The following is an 18,221-nucleotide window of genomic DNA, read 5'->3' as shown; positions in this document are numbered from 1 at the left end:
CGAATTAACCCTGAAGCTCCGCAAATTAACACTGAAGACAGCCTGTTTAACACTGAAGCTCTAAGGTCGCCTGCCACCAACGGCCGTCATCGAATCCTAAAATCTAAACTATATTGTCTATTTAACCTAACAAATATTTTTAAGCCACAAAGAAAGCTAGTCAAGAAATTTTCTTGACTAGCTTCGTACGTTTTACTGCATAGATGTTTCCTCAGGTTGCTGACTAACCAGTACTTTTCTTGGCTTGCTTCCTTCATACGGACCAACAATCCCTCTTTCTTCCATGGCATCGATCAGCCTCGCAGCTCTCGTATAGCCTACCCTGAATTTCCGTTGTAGCATGGAAACACTGGCGCTTTGCATTTCAATGATTAACTGGACGGCATCGTCATAAAGGTCGTCATCTACTTCTTCCATATCTTTGGACGTCTCTTCAGGAATCATTTCTTCTTGATACTGTGCTTTTTGTTGGGTAATGCAATGGTCTACAACACGTTCGACTTCTTCATCGGATAGAAAAGCACCTTGAATCCTTGTAGGCTTAGAAGCGCCGACAGGCAGGAACAGCATATCTCCTTTACCGAGTAGCTTCTCCGCACCATTCCCATCTAAAATTGTCCGTGAATCGGTAGCTGAAGAGACACTAAACGCGATTCGTGACGGAATATTCGCTTTGATTACACCTGTAATGACATCCACGGATGGACGTTGTGTTGCGATGATCAAATGAATTCCAGCGGCCCTTGCCATTTGAGCTAACCGGGTGATTGCATCTTCTACTTCATTTGAGGCAACCATCATTAGATCTGCCAATTCATCAATTAATACAACGATATATGGCAAGTGCGGATGGTTTTCACCTTCTTCTTCATTCACCTTGTCCACGTGTTCATTATATCCTTCAATATTTCTCGTTGCCGTATCCGAAAACAGATCGTATCTTCTTTCCATTTCAGAAACGATTTTTTTCAATGCTTTCGATGCTTTTTTTGGATCTGTTACAACAGGAGCCAACAAATGTGGAATGCCATTATACACATTCAATTCCACTTTTTTCGGGTCAATCATCATCATTTTCACTTCATGTGGTTTTGCGCGTAGCAATATACTCGTAATAATACCATTGACACAAACACTTTTACCGCTTCCTGTTGCACCTGCAATCAGTAAGTGAGGCATTTTATTCAACTCGGAAGCAATGGATTCACCAGCAATATCTCGACCTAAGCCAAAGAGCAGTTTGGATTCTGGTTTCATCTGTGGTTGCATTACTTCACGGAGTGATACTTGAGCAACTTCTGAGTTTGGTACTTCAATTCCAATCGCTGATTTTCCTGGGATCGGCGCTTCAATACGTATATCGCGCGCAGCAAGAGCAAGTGCCAAGTCGTCGTGTAAATTGACAATTTTACTTACTTTCACACCGATATCAGGATTAACTTCATATTTAGTAACTGCTGGTCCTACATGCACTTTCGAAACTCTAGCTTTCACACCAAAACTTTGGAAAGTTTGTTCCAGCTTTCTTACTGTGGATTGAATTTGAGATTTCTCTTGCTGTTGTGAATGACTGACTGGACTTGCAAGTAGCTGAAGAGATGGTAACCGGTATGACTCATTCTCTACCTCCGTTAAAGCCATCACTTCTTCTCCCTCTTCGGGAAGTTCTTCTACATTTTCCGTCCATTCATTTGTCTCGATTTCCATTGGTTCTGGTTCAGCTTTCTCTGGTTCAGCCGATTGGAAATCTTCAATAACAGGATTTGGTTCTGAGTCAGTCACTTCGTACGTTTTTTCGATTTCTAATTCTTCTTCTTTGGCCTTCTCGGCTGCTTCTTTTCGTTCGGCCCGTTTTTCTCGCATCTTTGTAAACCGAGCTTGTACGTTACTGAAAAACCCTTTAATGACATCAATGATCGATTTCTCTGTCAGCATGATCATGCCAAAAACGATCGCAAATGTTGCGACAACTTTTGAACCTACACCAGATAATAGATAAAAACTAGATACGAATAATATCGCACCTGTCATACCTGCGCCGATTGCTGAATAATCTACTTCTCCATTTTGATAGGCTTCATAGTAATCCCACGTTAACCCGAATATATTTTGAGTAGTCGCTTGTACAATCGTTTCGAATGTTTGTACGTGTGTAAATAATAAGATTGAAGCAAATAATAGATAAAAACCGATCCACCGAATGGATTTAAAATTCGGCCATTTTCTTTTGATCAATAAGTAGATACCTATAAAGAATATGAATCCGCTAATTACTATATACCAAAAGCCAAACAGCCATTGGAGTAACGTTACTAAAACATGCGGAATCACTCCGTTCGATATCATCGGAATCCCACTTGAAAAAATGGCAAATAGGATGAATGCCAGTCCAATCAGTTCAAAATATAGATTTGACTTTCGATTATTTTTTCGTCTATTTCTCTTTTTCTTCTTTGCCACTTTCTTCACCTCGAAATAAATCAGTAAAGCAGCCATACTTGGCTGCTTCGTCGTTAATTCATTATATCACACTCTCGAAGTGTTGAAAGTAGTTGAAAAGTTACAAATAGAAATTGGATCCAGGCATCAATTGTTGATTTAAATAATCATTGGGATCGGTTGAAATCATTTGATCGATTTCATAGCCTGATAAATCAGCTTTTTTTCTCACCTTTACCATCGCGTGTTTCATCGATACCCATTGAATCTGTTCATTTTCCTCTTCTTCAAAGATCTCTTCATAGGTTAAAGGTGTATAATGGATCATTGAATCACCTGACCTTCATTTTTCTCATCAATCAATTCATTGAGCTTTTTAATGGCTTCACTGACACCGCCAACTTCATCGATCAACCCATACTTCACTGCATCCTCGCCAATAACGTTTGTTCCAATATCGCGTGTTAAATTACCTTTTTCAAACATCAATTCTTTAAATTTTTCTTCGTCTACATTGGAATGATTTGTTACAAAGCGAATGACCCTATCTTGCATCTTGTCTAAGTATTCAAATGTTTGCGGTACCCCAATGACTAAACCTGTCAATCGAATGGGATGAATCGTCATCGTTGCTGTTTCAGTGATAAACGAAAAGTCAGCACTTGTTGCTATTGGAACCCCAATGCTATGACCACCGCCTAATACAATGGAAACGGTTGGCTTGGATAAGCTAGCTACCATTTCTGACAATGCCAAACCTGCTTCCACATCACCGCCAACAGTGTTTAACAGTAAGATAACACCTTCAATTTTCGGATTTTGTTCAATGGCAACAAGTTGCGGCAACACATGCTCATATTTAGTTGTTTTATTTTTGGAAGGAAGTTGAAGATGTCCCTCAATTTGACCAATAATCGGTAAAATATGAATATTGGAATCTGGTGCTGACGGGACATTGGTTTGCCCTAATTGTTTAATTTTATCAACTAATGATTCTTCGGGACCATCCCCATCTGGCTGTTGGGGTTGTGCTTCATTTTTTTCATTTTCTTGCTCGCTCATATATACACCACCTTTATTCGGTAGTGTGTGCGAAAATATTCGATTCATACTCCTTGAAATAAAGCTCTTCTATTACGTAAAAAATCCTACAGGATCGTACCCTGTAGGATCTTTTAAGCTTATAGTCCCAGACTGTTACTTAATGTTTGTTCTTCTTCGTCAGTTAACGGTAATAACGGCAGCCGTACTGAACCGACATTTATGCCTTTCTTGTTTAAAGCTGCTTTCACTGGTGCCGGTGAAGGAGCCATAAAGCACGCCTTCATTTTCGGTAGCAATTGACGGTGCAGATCGCCTGCTTCCTTCACATTTCCTTGCTGAAATGCCGAAACCATTTCTTGCATTTCATTTCCAATGACATGGGCTGCCACAGAAACGACGCCTGCTGAACCAACAGCAAGCGATGGTAATGTCAATCCATCGTCACCACAATATAAACTGAAATCATTGTCCGTTTGCTCAATAATTTCACTCATTCGATCTAAATCACCAGTGGCGTCTTTCGTACAAACGATATTATCAATTTTGGAAAGCCTGATTGTCGTTTCTGTCGACATATCAACGACAGAACGTCCTGGAATATTATAAAGCATAATCGGCAATGTCGTCGCATCAGCGATTGCTTTGAAATGCTGATACAATCCTTCTTGACTTGGTTTGTTGTAATAAGGTGTTACAAGCATAATTCCATCAACACCCGTTTTGGATGCTTCTTTCGTTATGGCAATTGAACTCTCTGTACTGTTGGTACCCGTTCCAGCAATGACTTTTGCACGTCCGTTTACAACTTTTACGACTTGCTCAAAAAGTTGAAGTTTTTCCTCTTCTGTCAATGTAGGCCATTCACCTGTTGTACCACCAACAACGAGGCCGTCTGAACCATTTGCAATAAGATATTCTACAAGCTGTTCCGTTTTCTCTAAGTCTAACTCATTCGATTCATTGAAAGGAGTAACCATAGCTGTTAGTACGTTTCCAAAATTCATTTTCAATCGACCCTCTCTTACGTATTTAATAAAAATGTGTCGTGTAGTGCATTCACGGCTTTTTCAAGATCTGTTTCTTTAATGAGAAGCCAAATTGTTGTGTGACTGTCTGCAGATTGTAGAATTTGAATTTGTTGTCCCGCAAGAGCTGAAACCACTTTTGCTGCCACACCAGGAACCCCTTGAATGCCAGCTCCTACTGCTGAAACTTTTGCACAATTTTCATTGATCTCATAATCAACCGCTAACCGTTCGATAATCTCTGTTGTTCGCTTCAATTTATCATTCGGAACGGTAAATGTAATACCTTTCGAGAAAATATTAAAAAAGTCAACGGAAACTCCAGCTGCTGCTAACTCAGTCAACAACTGATCGTGAAGTTCCATGGAATTAGATGTATTTGTTCGTACCTTTATTTGAGTAATTCCGGCTTGATGAGCGATCCCTGTGACAAGTTGATCTTTGAATCCTCTATCTAAACCTGGCGTTTTCTTGAATGTAACCAGCGTGCCTTCATCTTCCAAATAAGTTGAACGAACACGCACCTGAATTTTTTCCTGCATGGCAATCTCAACAGCTCGCGGGTGGATGACTCTGCTTCCTTCATATGCTAAATGAACAATTTCATTATAGGTCATCACCTTTAATGTCTTTGCATTTTTGACGATGACCGGATCGGCCGTTTTAATTCCATCCACGTCTGTAAAAATATCGACGAATTCCGCTTCGAGCGCTGCTCCGAGAGCTACTGCGGATGTATCTGATCCACCACGCCCTAGCGTCGTAATATCGCCATTCGCATCTTCCCCTTGAAAGCCCGCAACAACGATCACATCGTTACTCTTGAAATAATTCAGTAACTCATCTGGTATCACTTTATTGACTCTCGCATTCATATGATCGTCAGTCGTTAATATTCCGGCCCGTGGACCGGATAAAGCAGAAGCGATGAGACCACTTTCTCTTAACTCATTTGCCATGACAATTGATGAGATCAATTCACCTGTAGACATGAGCAAGTCAATTTCACGGGAAGTCAATTGAGTATTCGGATAATGAACGAGCTCTAATAAAGTATCTGTTGAATAAGGCTCACCTTTTCTTCCCATGGCCGATACGACGACTACAACTTTATAACCTTCATCAATTGCTTTCTTAATGTGTCGAATAGCATGTTTTCGACTTTCTTTATTTCGGACAGAAGTACCTCCGAATTTCTGTACTAAAAACTTCATAGTCCACCTCGAGCAATCCATTATTTAGCTAATTTAATGTAACTTTGTGCGATTTGGACAGAATTCCAAGCCGCTCCTTTCAGTAGGTTATCAGAAACAACCCACAGATGAAAACCATTGGAAACATCCAGATCTTTACGGATTCTTCCTACAAAGACATCTGTTTTTCCTTCTGCAGAAAGTGGAGTTGGATAAATTTGATGATGAACGTCATCTTGCAACACAACACCCGGAGCACCTTTTAATGCGCCTTGAAATTGATCAATGGAAATATTGTCATGATCGATTTCAACATAAACACTCTCCGCGTGCGAATAATAAAATGGCAAACGTACACACGTAGCGGATACTTGCAGCTCATCGTCATGCATAATTTTTTTCGTTTCATTTACCATCTTCATCTCTTCAAGTGTGTAATGATTTTCATCAAAAGTATCAATTTGCGGCAAAGCGTTAAAAGCTATCGGAAAATGTTTTTTCTCCGATTTAACCGGCAAAACTTCGGCAAACACTTCTTCGTTATTCAACATTGCTTGTGATTGATGCGTCAATTCATCCATCGCTTGATTTCCTGAGCCAGAAACAGACTGATAGGTCGAAACAATAATTCGTTTCATGCCATATTTTTGACGAATTGGTTCCAAAGCAGCAACCATTTGAATGGTTGAGCAATTTGGATTAGCAATAATCCCCTGATGGTTCAAAATATCCTGTTCATTGACTTCTGGTACGACCAATGGAACTTGCTCATCCATTCGATAGGCACTCGTATTGTCAATGACAACCGCTCCTCGTTCAACAGCCTCCGGAGCCAGTTGCTTAGAAACTGAACCCCCGGCTGAGAAGAAAGCAATATCGACATCATCAAATTGTTCCGGTAGTGCTTCTTTAATTTCGATGGATTCACCTTTAAAATCCACAGTCTTACCAACAGAACGTTTTGATGCAAGTGGAATCAATTGATTCACTGGAAAATCAACCTGTTCAAGCATTTCAATAATTCGTTGGCCGACAGCTCCTGTAACGCCAACTACTGCTACATTGTATTGGTTTGAATTAGTCATTGTAGTAACCCCCAAAAGATTCTCTTTATTTCTTTATTTTAGCACATTACTGAGCGAATCACACAATGTCATAATTACGCATAATCGGTTGTAATTGTTTGCCATTGATTGCTTCATCGATCGTTTCTGGAATCAATTCCATGTGCGAAACGAGTGAATCAGGTTTTTTATAAGGATGGTCCTGACCGTACGGGACAAAAAATACATTTTTAGTCACCAATAATTTCCCTAAATTCATTGCATTTAACCCAAGTGCATCATTTGTTGCAATAGCTAAGACAACAGGACTACCATTACGCAATGTCGCTTTAGCAGCCATGAGTGGCGGTGTGTTCGTTAATGCATTCGCAAATTTACTTAATGAATTTCCAGTCAACGGAGCAATGATCATGCAATCCAGTGGCGCTTGCGGTCCAAGCGGTTCTGCTTCAGGCATTGTCTTGACAAGTTCTTTTCCAGTAATTTGTTTAATTCGTTCCAAATGATCCTTTGCATTACCGAACTTTGTATCCGTCTCTTGAACCGTATAAGAAACGATTGGGACAACCTCCGCTCCCAATTCCATGAGTTTTTCGATTTGAGGAAATACCTGTTCATACGTGCAGTGAGACCCTGTTAATCCAAATCCAATTCGTTTACCTTTTAAATCCATGAAACATTCACTCCTGTTGGTTTTATTCTTCTTCATTCAAAATATGATGAACGACATGTGCTAAAATCTTACCTGCAGACTTCGGCGCGACGATACCTGGTAATCCTGGCGCCTGAATCGCTTTAACTCCAATCCGCTTCGCATATCGGAAGTCAACTCCTCCAGGTTTGGAAGCTAAATCAATGATCATACTATTTTCGGGCAGTGCGCGAATAATTGTGGGCGTTACAACAACATCAGGAATTGTATTGATCAAAAGATTACAATCCTGAAGGTTCACATCCAACTGTTCTAACGGAATGGGCTTGCAGTTATACTCGAAAATTCTTGCTAAATCTATCGTCGATCTGGATGAGACCGACACATTTGCTCCTAGCCCTTTAAATGAATGGACCAACGTTTTTCCGACTCTTCCGAAACCTAGTATCATAATATTTGAATCATGAATCGTGAAGTCTGTATATTGAATCGCTAACATGAGTGTACCTTCTGCCGTTGGAATTGAGTTGTAGATTGCTACATCATCTCGTTCAAATAAAGGCACAATCATTCCTTTAAACGCTTCTAATTCTTTTAGATAGGGGGTCATGATTCCGGTGAACAAAAAGCAATCGTCCGGCAGTTCGTTAAACCAATCTTTTGTAAGATGTGGGGACTCTTCTGCATAATGGGCTTCTGCATAGCCATCTTGATCCAACCCAGTTATCGGCAATACGACTGCTGAAAGTTCTTGTTTATAAACTTGCTCGGCATGGATAAAATTCACATCGGACAATTGATCTTTTGCTCCTTCAAAACCGATGGCATACACATCTGCGTCCGCCAAGATCAGTTGTTCCATCATTTCCAGATGACGTGCATCACCACCCACAAATAAAACTGACTTACCTGTTAACATTTTTTCAACTCCTCAGACCATGTCATTCATTCGATATATCGTATGTAATAGACCGTTTTGTGTGATTTGCTCATTTTTGAATTCCTATAATGGTGTATTTTCATTGCAGCATTAAACGTTTATATATAAATTAAAAAAACCGAACCGTGTCTCTGATCAACTCGGTTCGGTAAATACATCACTGTTTTTCACGTTATTCTGTTTTCCGTTTGACAACAATCAAATCATCACCAATGACCTCTAAATCTGTCCACTTAATCTTTGTACCTGTCTCTCCTTTTCGCAGTCCGAGTAAGTTATAATCTTGAATGATAATTTCCTCAACCATTCCGTCCACTGGGTTAATATTCAAATCTGTCTGCCCTAAAACGCCCAGTCGGGTGCCATGATCTGCATCAATCAGTTCTTTCCCTGATAGTTCTCGAAATCGCATGGACTCTCCTCCTTTAACGTATCTATTCTATTTATACGTTTTCAGGTTGAATCAATGCACGAGAAGGCTCGGTATTCAGTAATTGCTCAGCCAATAAATTAACATCGGCTAGAGAAACCTCTTCAATTTTTTGTACGATTTCATCTGGAGTTTGATAAGGCAACCCGAGTAATTCCATCCGACCATTTTTTTGCATGTGACTACTAGAATGCTCTAAGCCTAGAATCAATTGTCCCTTTAATTGTTCTTTTGTCTGTCGCATTTCTCTTTCACTTATACCAGTAGTCGTAAAGTCTTTAACAATTGAGTGAATAATTTCTTCCATTTCAGTTAGCTGATCTGGATTTGTCCCTCCATAAATAACCAATAATCCATTATCCATAAATGTACTATGGTAGGAAAAAATCGAATAAGCCAATCCATGCTCTTCTCTCACTTGCTGGAAAAGACGGGAACTCATACTACCACCTAATATATTTTCCAAGATTGACATACGGTATAATTTGTCATCGTTCATTGATAAACCAGGATAGCCCAAGCAGAAATGTGATTGATGAGATGGTTTTTTGACAATTGTATTCGATGGATGAAAAGTTGAATAAAAAGAACCTTCAACTGCTGCGCCTTTCCGCAGCTCTATTAGTGAGTCTGAAACTTTTTCAGAAAGTGAGGTTGTTAGATTTCCTGCAACAGATACAACGACTCGTTCTGCAGTGTAATATTTTTCACGATAATTCAAAAGATCATCTCTTGATATTTGAAAGAGAGAATCTTTTGTTCCTAAGATGGATTGCTCGAGTGGATGATTTTTGAATGTGGATTCATGAATATAATCATGGATGATATCATCCGGCGTATCTTCAATCATATCTATCTCTTCAGCGATTACCTTCTTCTCTCTCTCTAACTCTTCTTCTTCAAATGTAGAGTGTAAAAACATATCTGATAAAACTTCCCAAGCGTAATCAGCATGTTGATCAAGAACCGTCGCAAATATACAGGTATACTCTTTGCTGGTAAAAGCATTCACATCGCCTCCGATGGAATCAAATGCTTCTGCGATTTCTTTAGCTGTCCGCTTTTCCGTTCCTTTAAACATCATATGTTCCATGAGATGCGAGATCCCTTGTTTTTCGTTCGTTTCATTTCTGGATCCAGCCAAGATCCAAATGCCCATCGAGACGGATCTTGACTCGGGTAAGGTTTCAGTTATAATTCGTACCCCATTAGCTAACTTGTCCTTTACAACCATCCAATCCTCTCCAATTCTTACACAAATAATAACCAATATTCCTTATAAAGATGGCTTTGTTAAAGCTTCGTGTTGATTTTTAGTGATGTAGCACAGAGTTGTTGAATTGTGATTGCGTTGGTGACGACTCTAGCGGGTTAAGAAATAAAGGAACTTCCGCTACAACCGCACACGTCCTGTTTGCAACGCGGAAGCCACTGCAAGTGATCGCGGATATCGCCTTATCTCCTTTGGGTAAAAGCGGTCACCAGTACCGAATCACAATATCAAGAACGGACATTAACAGAGCCATAAAGATAAAGGCCAAGACAAAAATAATGCTCGATTCATATCATCAGCATTCATCGTTCACTTGATATATTTTATCTCAACCTTCACATTCGTTAAGTTTTCTTGTTATTCAAGAAACAGTTTAGCACAGCAGACTTAAAAAAAGAACTGGTCAAATGCCAGCTCTTTTGCTAAATCAATGTGATTGTAATGTCATATTATTAATCTTTTTTCTCTTCCTTGGCATCTTGTTCCTTCAATGCAGCTTTTCTGGATAGATTGACGCGGCCTTGTCGGTCGATTTCTTTTACTTTGACAAGTGTTTCGTCACCGACATCAATGATGTCCGTTACGTTTTTCACGTGTTTATCATCCAACTCACTGATATGAACGAGACCTTCTTTACCTTTGAAGATTTCGACGAATGCACCGAATTTCTCAACTCGTTTGACTGTACCAAGATAAATCTTACCGACTTCTGCTTCTTGTACTAAGTTTTCGATAATTTTCTTGGCTTCCTCGATCTTGCTCGTATCTGTAGAAGAAATAAAAATCGTTCCGTCTTGCTCGATATCAATTTTTACATCTGTTTGTTCGATAATCTTATTGATCTGTTTTCCACTCGGTCCGATGACATCACGAATCTTATCTGGGTTAATCGTCATCGATACGATTTTTGGTGCGTACGGAGATAATTCTTCTCGTGGATCATTTATTGTCTCTAACATATGGTTCAGAATATCCATACGTCCTTTTTTCGCTTGAGACATCGCTTCTTTTAAAATTTCTTTAGATAAGCCATCGACTTTAATGTCCATCTGAAGTGCCGTAATACCTTTTTCTGAACCAGCTACTTTGAAGTCCATGTCACCTAAAGCATCTTCCATACCCTGAATATCTGTCAGGACAGTGTAATTTTCACCTGATTTTACAAGTCCCATGGCAATACCTGCAACAGGGGCTTTAATTGGCACACCCGCATCCATCATCGCCATCGTACTTGCACAGATACTCGCTTGACTGCTGGAACCGTTTGATTCAAGGATTTCAGATACTAAACGAATTGTATATGGAAAGTCTTTTTCATCTGGAACGATTGGTTCCAATGCTCGCTCACCAAGTGCTCCGTGACCAATCTCCCGACGGCCTGGGCCACGCATAGGACCTGTTTCCCCTACACTGTATTGTGGGAAATTGTAATGGTGCATAAATCGCTTGGATTCTTCCAGACCTAATCCATCTAACACTTGTACATCTCCTAATGCGCCCAATGTACATACGCTTAGTGCCTGTGTTTGTCCACGTGTAAACATAGCTGAACCATGTGTGCGTGGAAGGACAGTGGTTCGGGAAGATAATGGGCGGATTTCATCAACTCCACGGCCATCCGGACGTACTTTTTCTTCTGTAATTAAGCGTCTAACTTCAGTTTTAACAATAGAGTCCAACACCGATTTTACTTGTTTAATGGTGTCTGCTTCTGCTTCTTGCTCTTCATATTCTTCGATAATTGAATCTTTTACTTGATCAATCGCTTCTTCTCGCGCTTTCTTTTCTTGTGTCTGAATGGCATCGATTAATTGATCCTTCGCTTTACGTGTCACTTCCTCGACGATCGATTCTTCAGGCGTAAAGAGCGTCACTTCCATTTTCTCTTTTCCGACCTCTTCGACAATCTTTTCTTGGAATGCGACCAGTCGTTTAATCTCTTCATGACCAAACATGATGGCTTCTAGCATGACATCTTCAGGCACTTCTTGAGCACCTGCTTCAACCATGTTGATGGCATCTTTCGTGCCTGCAACCGTTAAGTCAATATCGCTTTTCTCCATTTGTTCAACTGTAGGGTTAATGAGTAGCTCCCCATCAACTCGTCCGACTTGAACGCCTGCAATCGGGCCATCAAATGGGATATCCGAAATACATAATGCTAGGGAAGAACCGATCATCGCTGCAACTTCAGATGAACAATCTTGTTCTACACTCATGACTGTGCTGATCACTTGGACCTCATTCCGAAATCCATCTGCAAATAAAGGACGGATTGGACGGTCGATTAAACGGGAGGTCAAAACAGCTTTGTCACTTGGTTTTCCTTCTCTTTTCAAGAACCCTCCCGGAATTTTACCAACTGCATATAACTTCTCTTCATAATTAATTGTCAGTGGGAAAAAAGGTAAGTCTTTTGGCTGGCTGGAAGCAGTCGCAGCTACAAGTACGGAAGTGTCTCCGTATCGGACCATTGCGGCTCCATTTGCTTGCTTGGCCACTTCACCAATTTCGAACGATAGCTTACGACCGGCCAATTCGATCGAAAATGATTTCATTTCATTCGCCATATTTATTACTACTCCTCTCAAGTCACATCGTTTTCGTTTTCATATGCTTTCCATTTATCTATTTTAATACGCATTTAGTCGTATGTAAAACCGCTTGACTGATTAAAAAACGCACGTAGTAAGCATTTAATCATTCTTTTATTCATAAAGAAAAAAGCGGGAAATAGTCCCCGCTTTTTCTGTACCTTATCTGCGCAGTCCAAGTTTTTGGATTAATTCACGGTAACGTTGAACATCTTTTTTACGTAAGTAATTTAATAGATTACGACGTTTACCAACCATTTTCATCAAACCACGGCGTGAATGGTGATCTTTATTATGTTCACGCAAATGATCGTTAAGGGTTGTAATTTGTTCAGTTAGGATAGCCACTTGAACTTCTGGTGAACCAGTATCGTTATCATGTGTCTTGAACTCACTAATCAATTCATTCTTACGCTCTTGTGAAATTGCCATCCTATTCACCTCCTACTTTTTATTGAAAACCCCTTAATCCTCGCATCCGACGGAGAACTCGCTATGCCAAGAGTAAGGTTATTTCTTACACTATAAAGATTACATTTTATGAGCAAAAAATGCAAGTCATTTACTGATTATTTTTCAAAGCTTCTTTCGCTTTTCGTTCATCTTCTTTCAATTCTTGCGTTAACTCGTCCACTCCATCAAATGCCAACTCGTCCCGTATATAAGAGCAAAACGACACTTGCATGGACTCACCATAGATATCACTTTCAAAATTAAATAAATGAACTTCTATGATCGGTTGTTCATGTTTCTCTTCGAATGTTGGGTTATAACCAATACTTGCCATTCCGTCATAGTTTTGGCCTTGGACGATAGCTGTTACTGCGTAAATACCAACCTTGGGAATAGCTCTGCTTTCATCGATTTCCAAATTAGCCGTCGGATAACCGATTTCCCTGCCCCGTTGGTAACCTTTAACGACGTGACCCGTTAATGTATAGGATCTTCCTAACAGCTCATTCGCTTGGTTTGGTTGCCCTTGATCTAATAATTCTCTAATTCTTGTTGAACTGACCTTCTCATTTTCAAAAGTAACTTTATCTATGACTGTATAGGAAAGTTTCCCGCGAGCATATTGATCCATATCGTGAATTTTCCCTGCACCTTTGTGTCCAAAAGAATAATCGAACCCAGCAGCAACATGGTGAATGGACAAATCGATAAAGAATTTATCAACAAATTCTTGAGGCGTAAGTTTCGCTAATTCTTTAGTGAATGAAACAACAAATAAATATCGAATGCCCATTTTTTCAAAAATTGCTTTCTTTTCTTCCAATGACGTCAACAAAAAATTCGATAACGGTTCATTTTTCAAGACTGCCAGTGGATGTGGGTCGAATGTCATAACAGCCGACTCTAGATTATTCTCTTTAGCGTAATCAATTGCTGCTTGTATGACTTGTTGATGGCCCCGATGCACACCATCAAAAAAACCAACTGCCAAACTAGATGGCTTTAAATGGTTTCGTTTATAATCCTCTGGATAATTTAATCGAATGACTTCCATTTTTACACCTTCTTCTTACTCGAAAACTTTAAAAGGTTTCATCAATCCATCTTTTGTTGGATGGTTTTGATAGATTGCAATAACCTTTTGATCAGGTTGCTCAATTTTGATATAAGCGTCATTTGCCATTTCCGCAAATGTCGGAAACACTTGTCCTTGTCTGAACTTCTTTGCTTCTTCATCGTCTTTCGGTGTATATGTCGGTAAAAAGGTAAGAGTTTGAGATAAAGTTCGAATACATTTATTTAATTGCCCTTGCTCAATAGCTTCTTCAATTTCTTCAAAAGTTACGGTTTCCGATGCATGGATTGTAGCCGCTTCAGTTCGTACTAGTTTGGATAGATGAGCTGGATATCCTAGCTTTTCTCCAATAGTAACACATAACGTCCGAATATATGTACCACTTGAACATGCGGCCCGGAAAATAAATCGGACATCGTCTTGATCGACTCGCTCAAGTTCTTTGGAAAGCATATCAATTTCATGAATCGTCACTGTCCGTTCAGGTCTATCGACTTCGATTCCTTCTCTCGCATACTCATACAACCGCTTGCCTTCTACTCTAACGGCTGAATACATCGGTGGAATTTGACGTATTCTTCCTTGAAAGCTCTCTAGGGCTTCTATACACGCATCATATGTAAGACCAGAATCGACTTCAGCCTTTGCAACGACTTCGCCTGTTTGGTCTTCTGTCGTTGTTTGTTTACCTAATGAAATTTCGGCTTCATATACTTTAACGGAGTCTGTTAATAAGGAAACGATCTTCGTGGCTTTACCGATGCAGATGGGCAAAACCCCCTCCACTTCTGGGTCCAACGTACCTGTATGACCAACTCTTTTCATTCGTAACAACTTACGGATTCGCGCTACACAGTCATGAGAAGTCATGCCTGCGGGTTTCCATAGTGGAATGACACCATTCAAAACCGATTCCCTCCTATGCTTTCTAAACTTAAACTTTATGTATACCTAAAATGGAAAGGATAGACAGTTCATTGCCTATCCTCCTCATTTTATTTCCTATACGTTTAAAAATTTTAATTTTATGATTCGTCCTCTTCATTTAGGTTGCGGATAATTCGCTCGATTCGATTTCCATATTCGATTGTCTCATCGATTTCAAAGGAAATCTCAGGCACTTTTCTTAGTCGAATACGTTTTCCGATTTCTGAGCGAATAAAACCTTTTGATTTAGCCAACCCAACGAGCGTTTGTTCTTTTTCTTCTTCAGTTCCAAAAATAGAAACGAAAATTTTCGATTCTTGGAGGTCCGGACTAATTTCTACATCCGTCACCGTAACAAATCCAATGCGTGGATCTTTAATTTTTTGGGTTAAAATGTCGCCTAACTCTTTTTTCATCTGCTCAGCGACACGATTGGCCCGAATATTACTCATCGATAATTCACCTCTATATTCTCATTACAGCCATTCATAATTTACGATTGTGACCTCTAAATCTGACCGCTCGTCAATTAGATTAACAGCTTGCCGCAAGATTTTTTCTGCCATCACTTGATCGACAGATACAGTGGCCATCTCAAACGCACAACGTTGCCATAGGTCATGGAAGTCTATTTCTGTAATGCTAATGTTAAATTGCTTGTGAATTTGATGGGTGATCTGCTTGATAATCGAACGTTTCTCTTTCAGTGAATGGACATCATATAACATGCATTCAACCCTTACACTGCCGATCATTTGCGTTCGATTTCCTCCATGATGAAGGCCTCGATAATGTCACCTTCTTTAAGATCATTGAAATTCACAATTGTAATACCACATTCGTAACCTTGTTGAACCTCTTTGGCATCATCTTTAAATCGTTTTAATGAATCAATTTCTCCTTCAAACAAAACAACACCGTCTCGAATAACTCGGACACCTGAGTTACGTGTGATTTTACCATCCGTAACGTAAGAACCTGCAATTGTACCAACTTTTGATACTTTAAAGGTTTCACGGACTTCTGCTTGACCAATCACTTTCTCTTCATATTCAGGGTCAAGCATACCTTTCATGGCAGCTTCCATTTCTTCGATCGCTTTATAAATGACACGATGTAGTCGAATGTCGATTTTTTCAGATTCAGCTGCCCGTTTCGCATTGTTGTCTGGACGGACATTAAAGCCAATCACAATGGCATTGGATGCGGAAGCCAGGATAATATCTGATTCGGTAATTGCTCCAACTCCAGTGTGAATGATATTGATGTTAACACCTTCGACTTCAATCTTTTGCAAGGATGACTGTACAGCCTCTGCAGAGCCTTGAACGTCAGCTTTAATAATGATATTTATTTCTTTCATATCACCTTGCTTAATTTGTTCGAATAAATCATCCAGACTGACTTTTCCTTTGGAGTCACGTTCTTCAGCAATTTGTTTTTCAGCACGCAGGTCTGCCACTTGCTTCGCTTTCTTTTCATCTTCGAAAACGACGAAAGGATCACCTGCATTTGGTACGTGTTGGAAACCTGTCACTTCTACTGGAGTGGATGGTCCTGCCTCATCTACTCGCTCACCTAAATCATTGACCATGGCACGTACCTTTGCATATCCATTTCCAGCAACAAATGGTTCACCGATTCGGAGGGTACCATTTTGCACGAGCAATGTAGCGACACTGCCTCGTCCTTTTTCAAGTTGAGCTTCAATGACTGTCCCTGATGCCAAGCGATTTGAATTGGCTTTAAGCTCTTCAACCTCTGCAACAAGGTTAATCATTTCGATCAGCTCATCAATTCCTTCATTTTTCAATGCGGACAACTGAACGAAAATCGTTTCTCCTCCCCAGTCTTCAGGAATCAATTCATATTCCGTTAACTCCTGCATAACACGGTTCGGGTCAGCACCTTCAACATCCATTTTATTGACCGCAACGATGATTGGCACCTCAGCTGCTTTCGCATGGTTGATTGCCTCAACTGTCTGTGGCATGACACCATCATCTGCCGCAACAACTAAAATGGCAATGTCAGTAACTTTCGCTCCGCGTGAACGCATGCTTGTAAATGCAGCGTGACCAGGTGTATCCAAGAATGTTGTTTTCTTCCCATCTTGATCGATTTGATAGGCTCCGATATGCTGTGTAATCCCACCAGCTTCACCTGTAGCGACTTTCGTTTTACGGATCGAATCAAGTAATGTAGTTTTTCCGTGGTCAACGTGACCCATAATAGTAACAACAGGTGGACGTTCTTCTAATTCTTCCTCAGTATCTGGTTCGATATAGTTATCAAGATCTGATTGATCAACAGCAACTTCTTCCTCTACTTCAACACCATAATCTTCACCGATTAATTCAATGGTTTCTGAGTCAAGCTGTTGGTTTTTTGTCGCCATGACCCCAAGTAGCATAAGTTTTTTAATAATTTCCGAGGATTCTCTGCCTAATTTTTCAGCTAATTCGCCAACAGATAACGATCCTTCATAAGTAATTTTCTTTGGAAGCTGAATCTCCTGTTTAGGCTGTTTCTGTTGCTGATTTTGTTTTCCTTTTCGGAAATTGCGTTTATTGTTCCGTTGATTATTCGGTCGTTGTTGATTTGTTGGTTTATTTGATCTATGCTGATTCGATTGTTTGTTCTGTTGTTTTGAATTTTGTTGAGTTTTTTGTTGATTGTTGTTTTGTGATCTTTGCTGGTTGTTGTTTTGTGTTCTCTGTTGATTGCTATTTTGCGCTCTTTGTTGATTGTTATTCTGCTGCTTCTGTGGCTTTTGTTGGGAATGTTGCTTGTTTTTTTGATTGCCAGCATGATTAGCTGTTTCATTTTTTTGACCTTGTTTGTTGTTTTTCTCTTGTGTTGAACGATTCGTATTTATTGGTTTTGTCGCTTCTTTCTTTGTTGATTGTTGTTTCGTATTGGATTGGTCACTTTGTTGACCCTGATTATTTGTATTACCTAAAGATTCATCTAATTGTCGAATTGTATTTTCACTAATGGCTGTCATATGATTGGATACTTCAATACCAAGCTCATTTAACTGATTGATTACTTGTTTGCTTTTTAGGTTGTTTGCTTTGGCATATTCATATACGCGCATTTTTTTCATACA

Annotated in this window: 17 protein-coding genes; all 17 read right to left on the bottom strand. The window is 39.8% G+C overall.

Going from position 1 to position 18,221, the window contains the following annotated elements; translation table 11 throughout:
- Window positions 1-192: 192 nt before the first annotated feature.
- Complete coding sequence (locus KQ486_RS08685; RefSeq protein WP_186278496.1) at window positions 193-2,460, bottom strand: DNA translocase FtsK; 2,268 nt, start codon at window positions 2,458-2,460, stop codon at window positions 193-195.
- Window positions 2,461-2,560: 100 nt separating this feature from the next.
- Window positions 2,561-2,767, bottom strand: a complete 207-nt coding sequence (locus KQ486_RS08680) for a YlzJ-like family protein (RefSeq protein ID WP_216687392.1) — start codon at window positions 2,765-2,767, stop codon at window positions 2,561-2,563.
- Window positions 2,764-3,501, bottom strand: a complete 738-nt coding sequence (locus KQ486_RS08675) for a ClpP family protease (protein WP_216687391.1) — start codon at window positions 3,499-3,501, stop codon at window positions 2,764-2,766. The genes KQ486_RS08680 and KQ486_RS08675 overlap by 4 nt, the downstream gene beginning before the upstream one ends.
- A gap of 119 nt (window positions 3,502-3,620) precedes the next feature.
- Entirely contained in the window at window positions 3,621-4,487 is an 867-nt protein-coding gene (gene dapA, locus KQ486_RS08670; protein ID WP_216687405.1) for a 4-hydroxy-tetrahydrodipicolinate synthase, read from the bottom strand.
- Window positions 4,488-4,504: 17 nt separating this feature from the next.
- A complete protein-coding gene (gene dapG / locus KQ486_RS08665; protein ID WP_216687390.1) occupies window positions 4,505-5,722 on the bottom strand; it encodes an aspartate kinase in 1,218 nt (405 codons plus the stop codon).
- Window positions 5,723-5,742: 20 nt separating this feature from the next.
- Window positions 5,743-6,786, bottom strand: a complete 1,044-nt coding sequence (locus KQ486_RS08660; RefSeq protein ID WP_216687389.1) for an aspartate-semialdehyde dehydrogenase — start codon at window positions 6,784-6,786, stop codon at window positions 5,743-5,745.
- Between the two features lie 58 nt (window positions 6,787-6,844).
- Window positions 6,845-7,438, bottom strand: coding sequence for a dipicolinate synthase subunit B (locus KQ486_RS08655; RefSeq protein ID WP_144159242.1), 594 nt, complete (start codon window positions 7,436-7,438; stop codon window positions 6,845-6,847).
- Window positions 7,439-7,460: 22 nt separating this feature from the next.
- Entirely contained in the window at window positions 7,461-8,336 is an 876-nt protein-coding gene (dpsA, locus tag KQ486_RS08650; RefSeq protein ID WP_144159245.1) for a dipicolinate synthase subunit DpsA, read from the bottom strand.
- A gap of 193 nt (window positions 8,337-8,529) precedes the next feature.
- Window positions 8,530-8,769: a YlmC/YmxH family sporulation protein gene (locus tag KQ486_RS08645; RefSeq protein ID WP_144159248.1), complete on the bottom strand. Its 240-nt coding sequence runs from the start codon at window positions 8,767-8,769 to the stop codon at window positions 8,530-8,532.
- 31 nt (window positions 8,770-8,800) lie between these two features.
- Window positions 8,801-10,021, bottom strand: coding sequence for a M16 family metallopeptidase (locus KQ486_RS08640; protein ID WP_144159251.1), 1,221 nt, complete (start codon window positions 10,019-10,021; stop codon window positions 8,801-8,803).
- A 491-nt stretch (window positions 10,022-10,512) separates the two neighbouring features.
- Entirely contained in the window at window positions 10,513-12,630 is a 2,118-nt protein-coding gene (gene pnp, locus KQ486_RS08635; protein WP_144159254.1) for a polyribonucleotide nucleotidyltransferase, read from the bottom strand.
- A 186-nt stretch (window positions 12,631-12,816) separates the two neighbouring features.
- Entirely contained in the window at window positions 12,817-13,086 is a 270-nt protein-coding gene (gene rpsO, locus KQ486_RS08630; RefSeq protein ID WP_144087787.1) for a 30S ribosomal protein S15, read from the bottom strand.
- Between the two features lie 130 nt (window positions 13,087-13,216).
- Window positions 13,217-14,161, bottom strand: coding sequence for a bifunctional riboflavin kinase/FAD synthetase (locus KQ486_RS08625; RefSeq protein ID WP_144159257.1), 945 nt, complete (start codon window positions 14,159-14,161; stop codon window positions 13,217-13,219).
- Window positions 14,162-14,176: 15 nt separating this feature from the next.
- Window positions 14,177-15,088 carry a tRNA pseudouridine(55) synthase TruB gene (truB, locus tag KQ486_RS08620; RefSeq protein ID WP_216687388.1) on the bottom strand — a complete coding sequence of 304 codons (912 nt, stop codon included), beginning with the start codon at window positions 15,086-15,088 and terminating at the stop codon, window positions 14,177-14,179.
- A gap of 119 nt (window positions 15,089-15,207) precedes the next feature.
- Window positions 15,208-15,561: a 30S ribosome-binding factor RbfA gene (rbfA, locus tag KQ486_RS08615; protein ID WP_144159263.1), complete on the bottom strand. Its 354-nt coding sequence runs from the start codon at window positions 15,559-15,561 to the stop codon at window positions 15,208-15,210.
- Between the two features lie 24 nt (window positions 15,562-15,585).
- Window positions 15,586-15,864, bottom strand: a complete 279-nt coding sequence (locus tag KQ486_RS08610; protein ID WP_144159266.1) for a DUF503 domain-containing protein — start codon at window positions 15,862-15,864, stop codon at window positions 15,586-15,588.
- Window positions 15,861-18,218 (bottom strand): translation initiation factor IF-2, encoded by a 2,358-nt coding sequence (gene infB, locus KQ486_RS08605; protein WP_216687387.1) that lies wholly within the window; start codon window positions 18,216-18,218, stop codon window positions 15,861-15,863. The genes KQ486_RS08610 and infB overlap by 4 nt, the downstream gene beginning before the upstream one ends.
- Window positions 18,219-18,221 lie beyond the last annotated feature (3 nt).

Origin of the sequence: Allobacillus halotolerans, assembly GCF_018967645.1 — a bacterium.
Lineage (GTDB): Bacteria > Bacillota > Bacilli > Bacillales > Alkalibacillaceae > Allobacillus > Allobacillus halotolerans.
The sequence above is the reverse complement of the archived record's forward strand: the minus strand, read 5'-3'. Positions and strand labels throughout refer to the sequence as shown.

Bases quoted from the DNA above. Each gene is read 5' to 3' on its own strand.
- pnp (WP_144159254.1), bottom strand. From the start codon at position 12,630: ATGGCGAATGAAATGAAATCATTTTCGATCGAATTGGCCGGTCGTAAG.
- infB (WP_216687387.1), bottom strand. From the start codon at position 18,218: ATGAAAAAAATGCGCGTATATGAATATGCCAAAGCAAACAACCTAAAA.
- KQ486_RS08625 (WP_144159257.1), bottom strand. From the start codon at position 14,161: ATGGAAGTCATTCGATTAAATTATCCAGAGGATTATAAACGAAACCAT.
- KQ486_RS08660 (WP_216687389.1), bottom strand. From the start codon at position 6,786: ATGACTAATTCAAACCAATACAATGTAGCAGTAGTTGGCGTTACAGGA.
- KQ486_RS08645 (WP_144159248.1), bottom strand. From the start codon at position 8,769: ATGCGATTTCGAGAACTATCAGGGAAAGAACTGATTGATGCAGATCAT.
- KQ486_RS08640 (WP_144159251.1), bottom strand. From the start codon at position 10,021: ATGGTTGTAAAGGACAAGTTAGCTAATGGGGTACGAATTATAACTGAA.
- dapG (WP_216687390.1), bottom strand. From the start codon at position 5,722: ATGAAGTTTTTAGTACAGAAATTCGGAGGTACTTCTGTCCGAAATAAA.
- KQ486_RS08675 (WP_216687391.1), bottom strand. From the start codon at position 3,501: ATGAGCGAGCAAGAAAATGAAAAAAATGAAGCACAACCCCAACAGCCA.
- KQ486_RS08610 (WP_144159266.1), bottom strand. From the start codon at position 15,864: ATGATCGGCAGTGTAAGGGTTGAATGCATGTTATATGATGTCCATTCA.
- dapA (WP_216687405.1), bottom strand. From the start codon at position 4,487: ATGAATTTTGGAAACGTACTAACAGCTATGGTTACTCCTTTCAATGAA.
- rpsO (WP_144087787.1), bottom strand. From the start codon at position 13,086: ATGGCAATTTCACAAGAGCGTAAGAATGAATTGATTAGTGAGTTCAAG.
- rbfA (WP_144159263.1), bottom strand. From the start codon at position 15,561: ATGAGTAATATTCGGGCCAATCGTGTCGCTGAGCAGATGAAAAAAGAG.
- KQ486_RS08680 (WP_216687392.1), bottom strand. From the start codon at position 2,767: ATGATCCATTATACACCTTTAACCTATGAAGAGATCTTTGAAGAAGAG.
- dpsA (WP_144159245.1), bottom strand. From the start codon at position 8,336: ATGTTAACAGGTAAGTCAGTTTTATTTGTGGGTGGTGATGCACGTCAT.
- KQ486_RS08655 (WP_144159242.1), bottom strand. From the start codon at position 7,438: ATGGATTTAAAAGGTAAACGAATTGGATTTGGATTAACAGGGTCTCAC.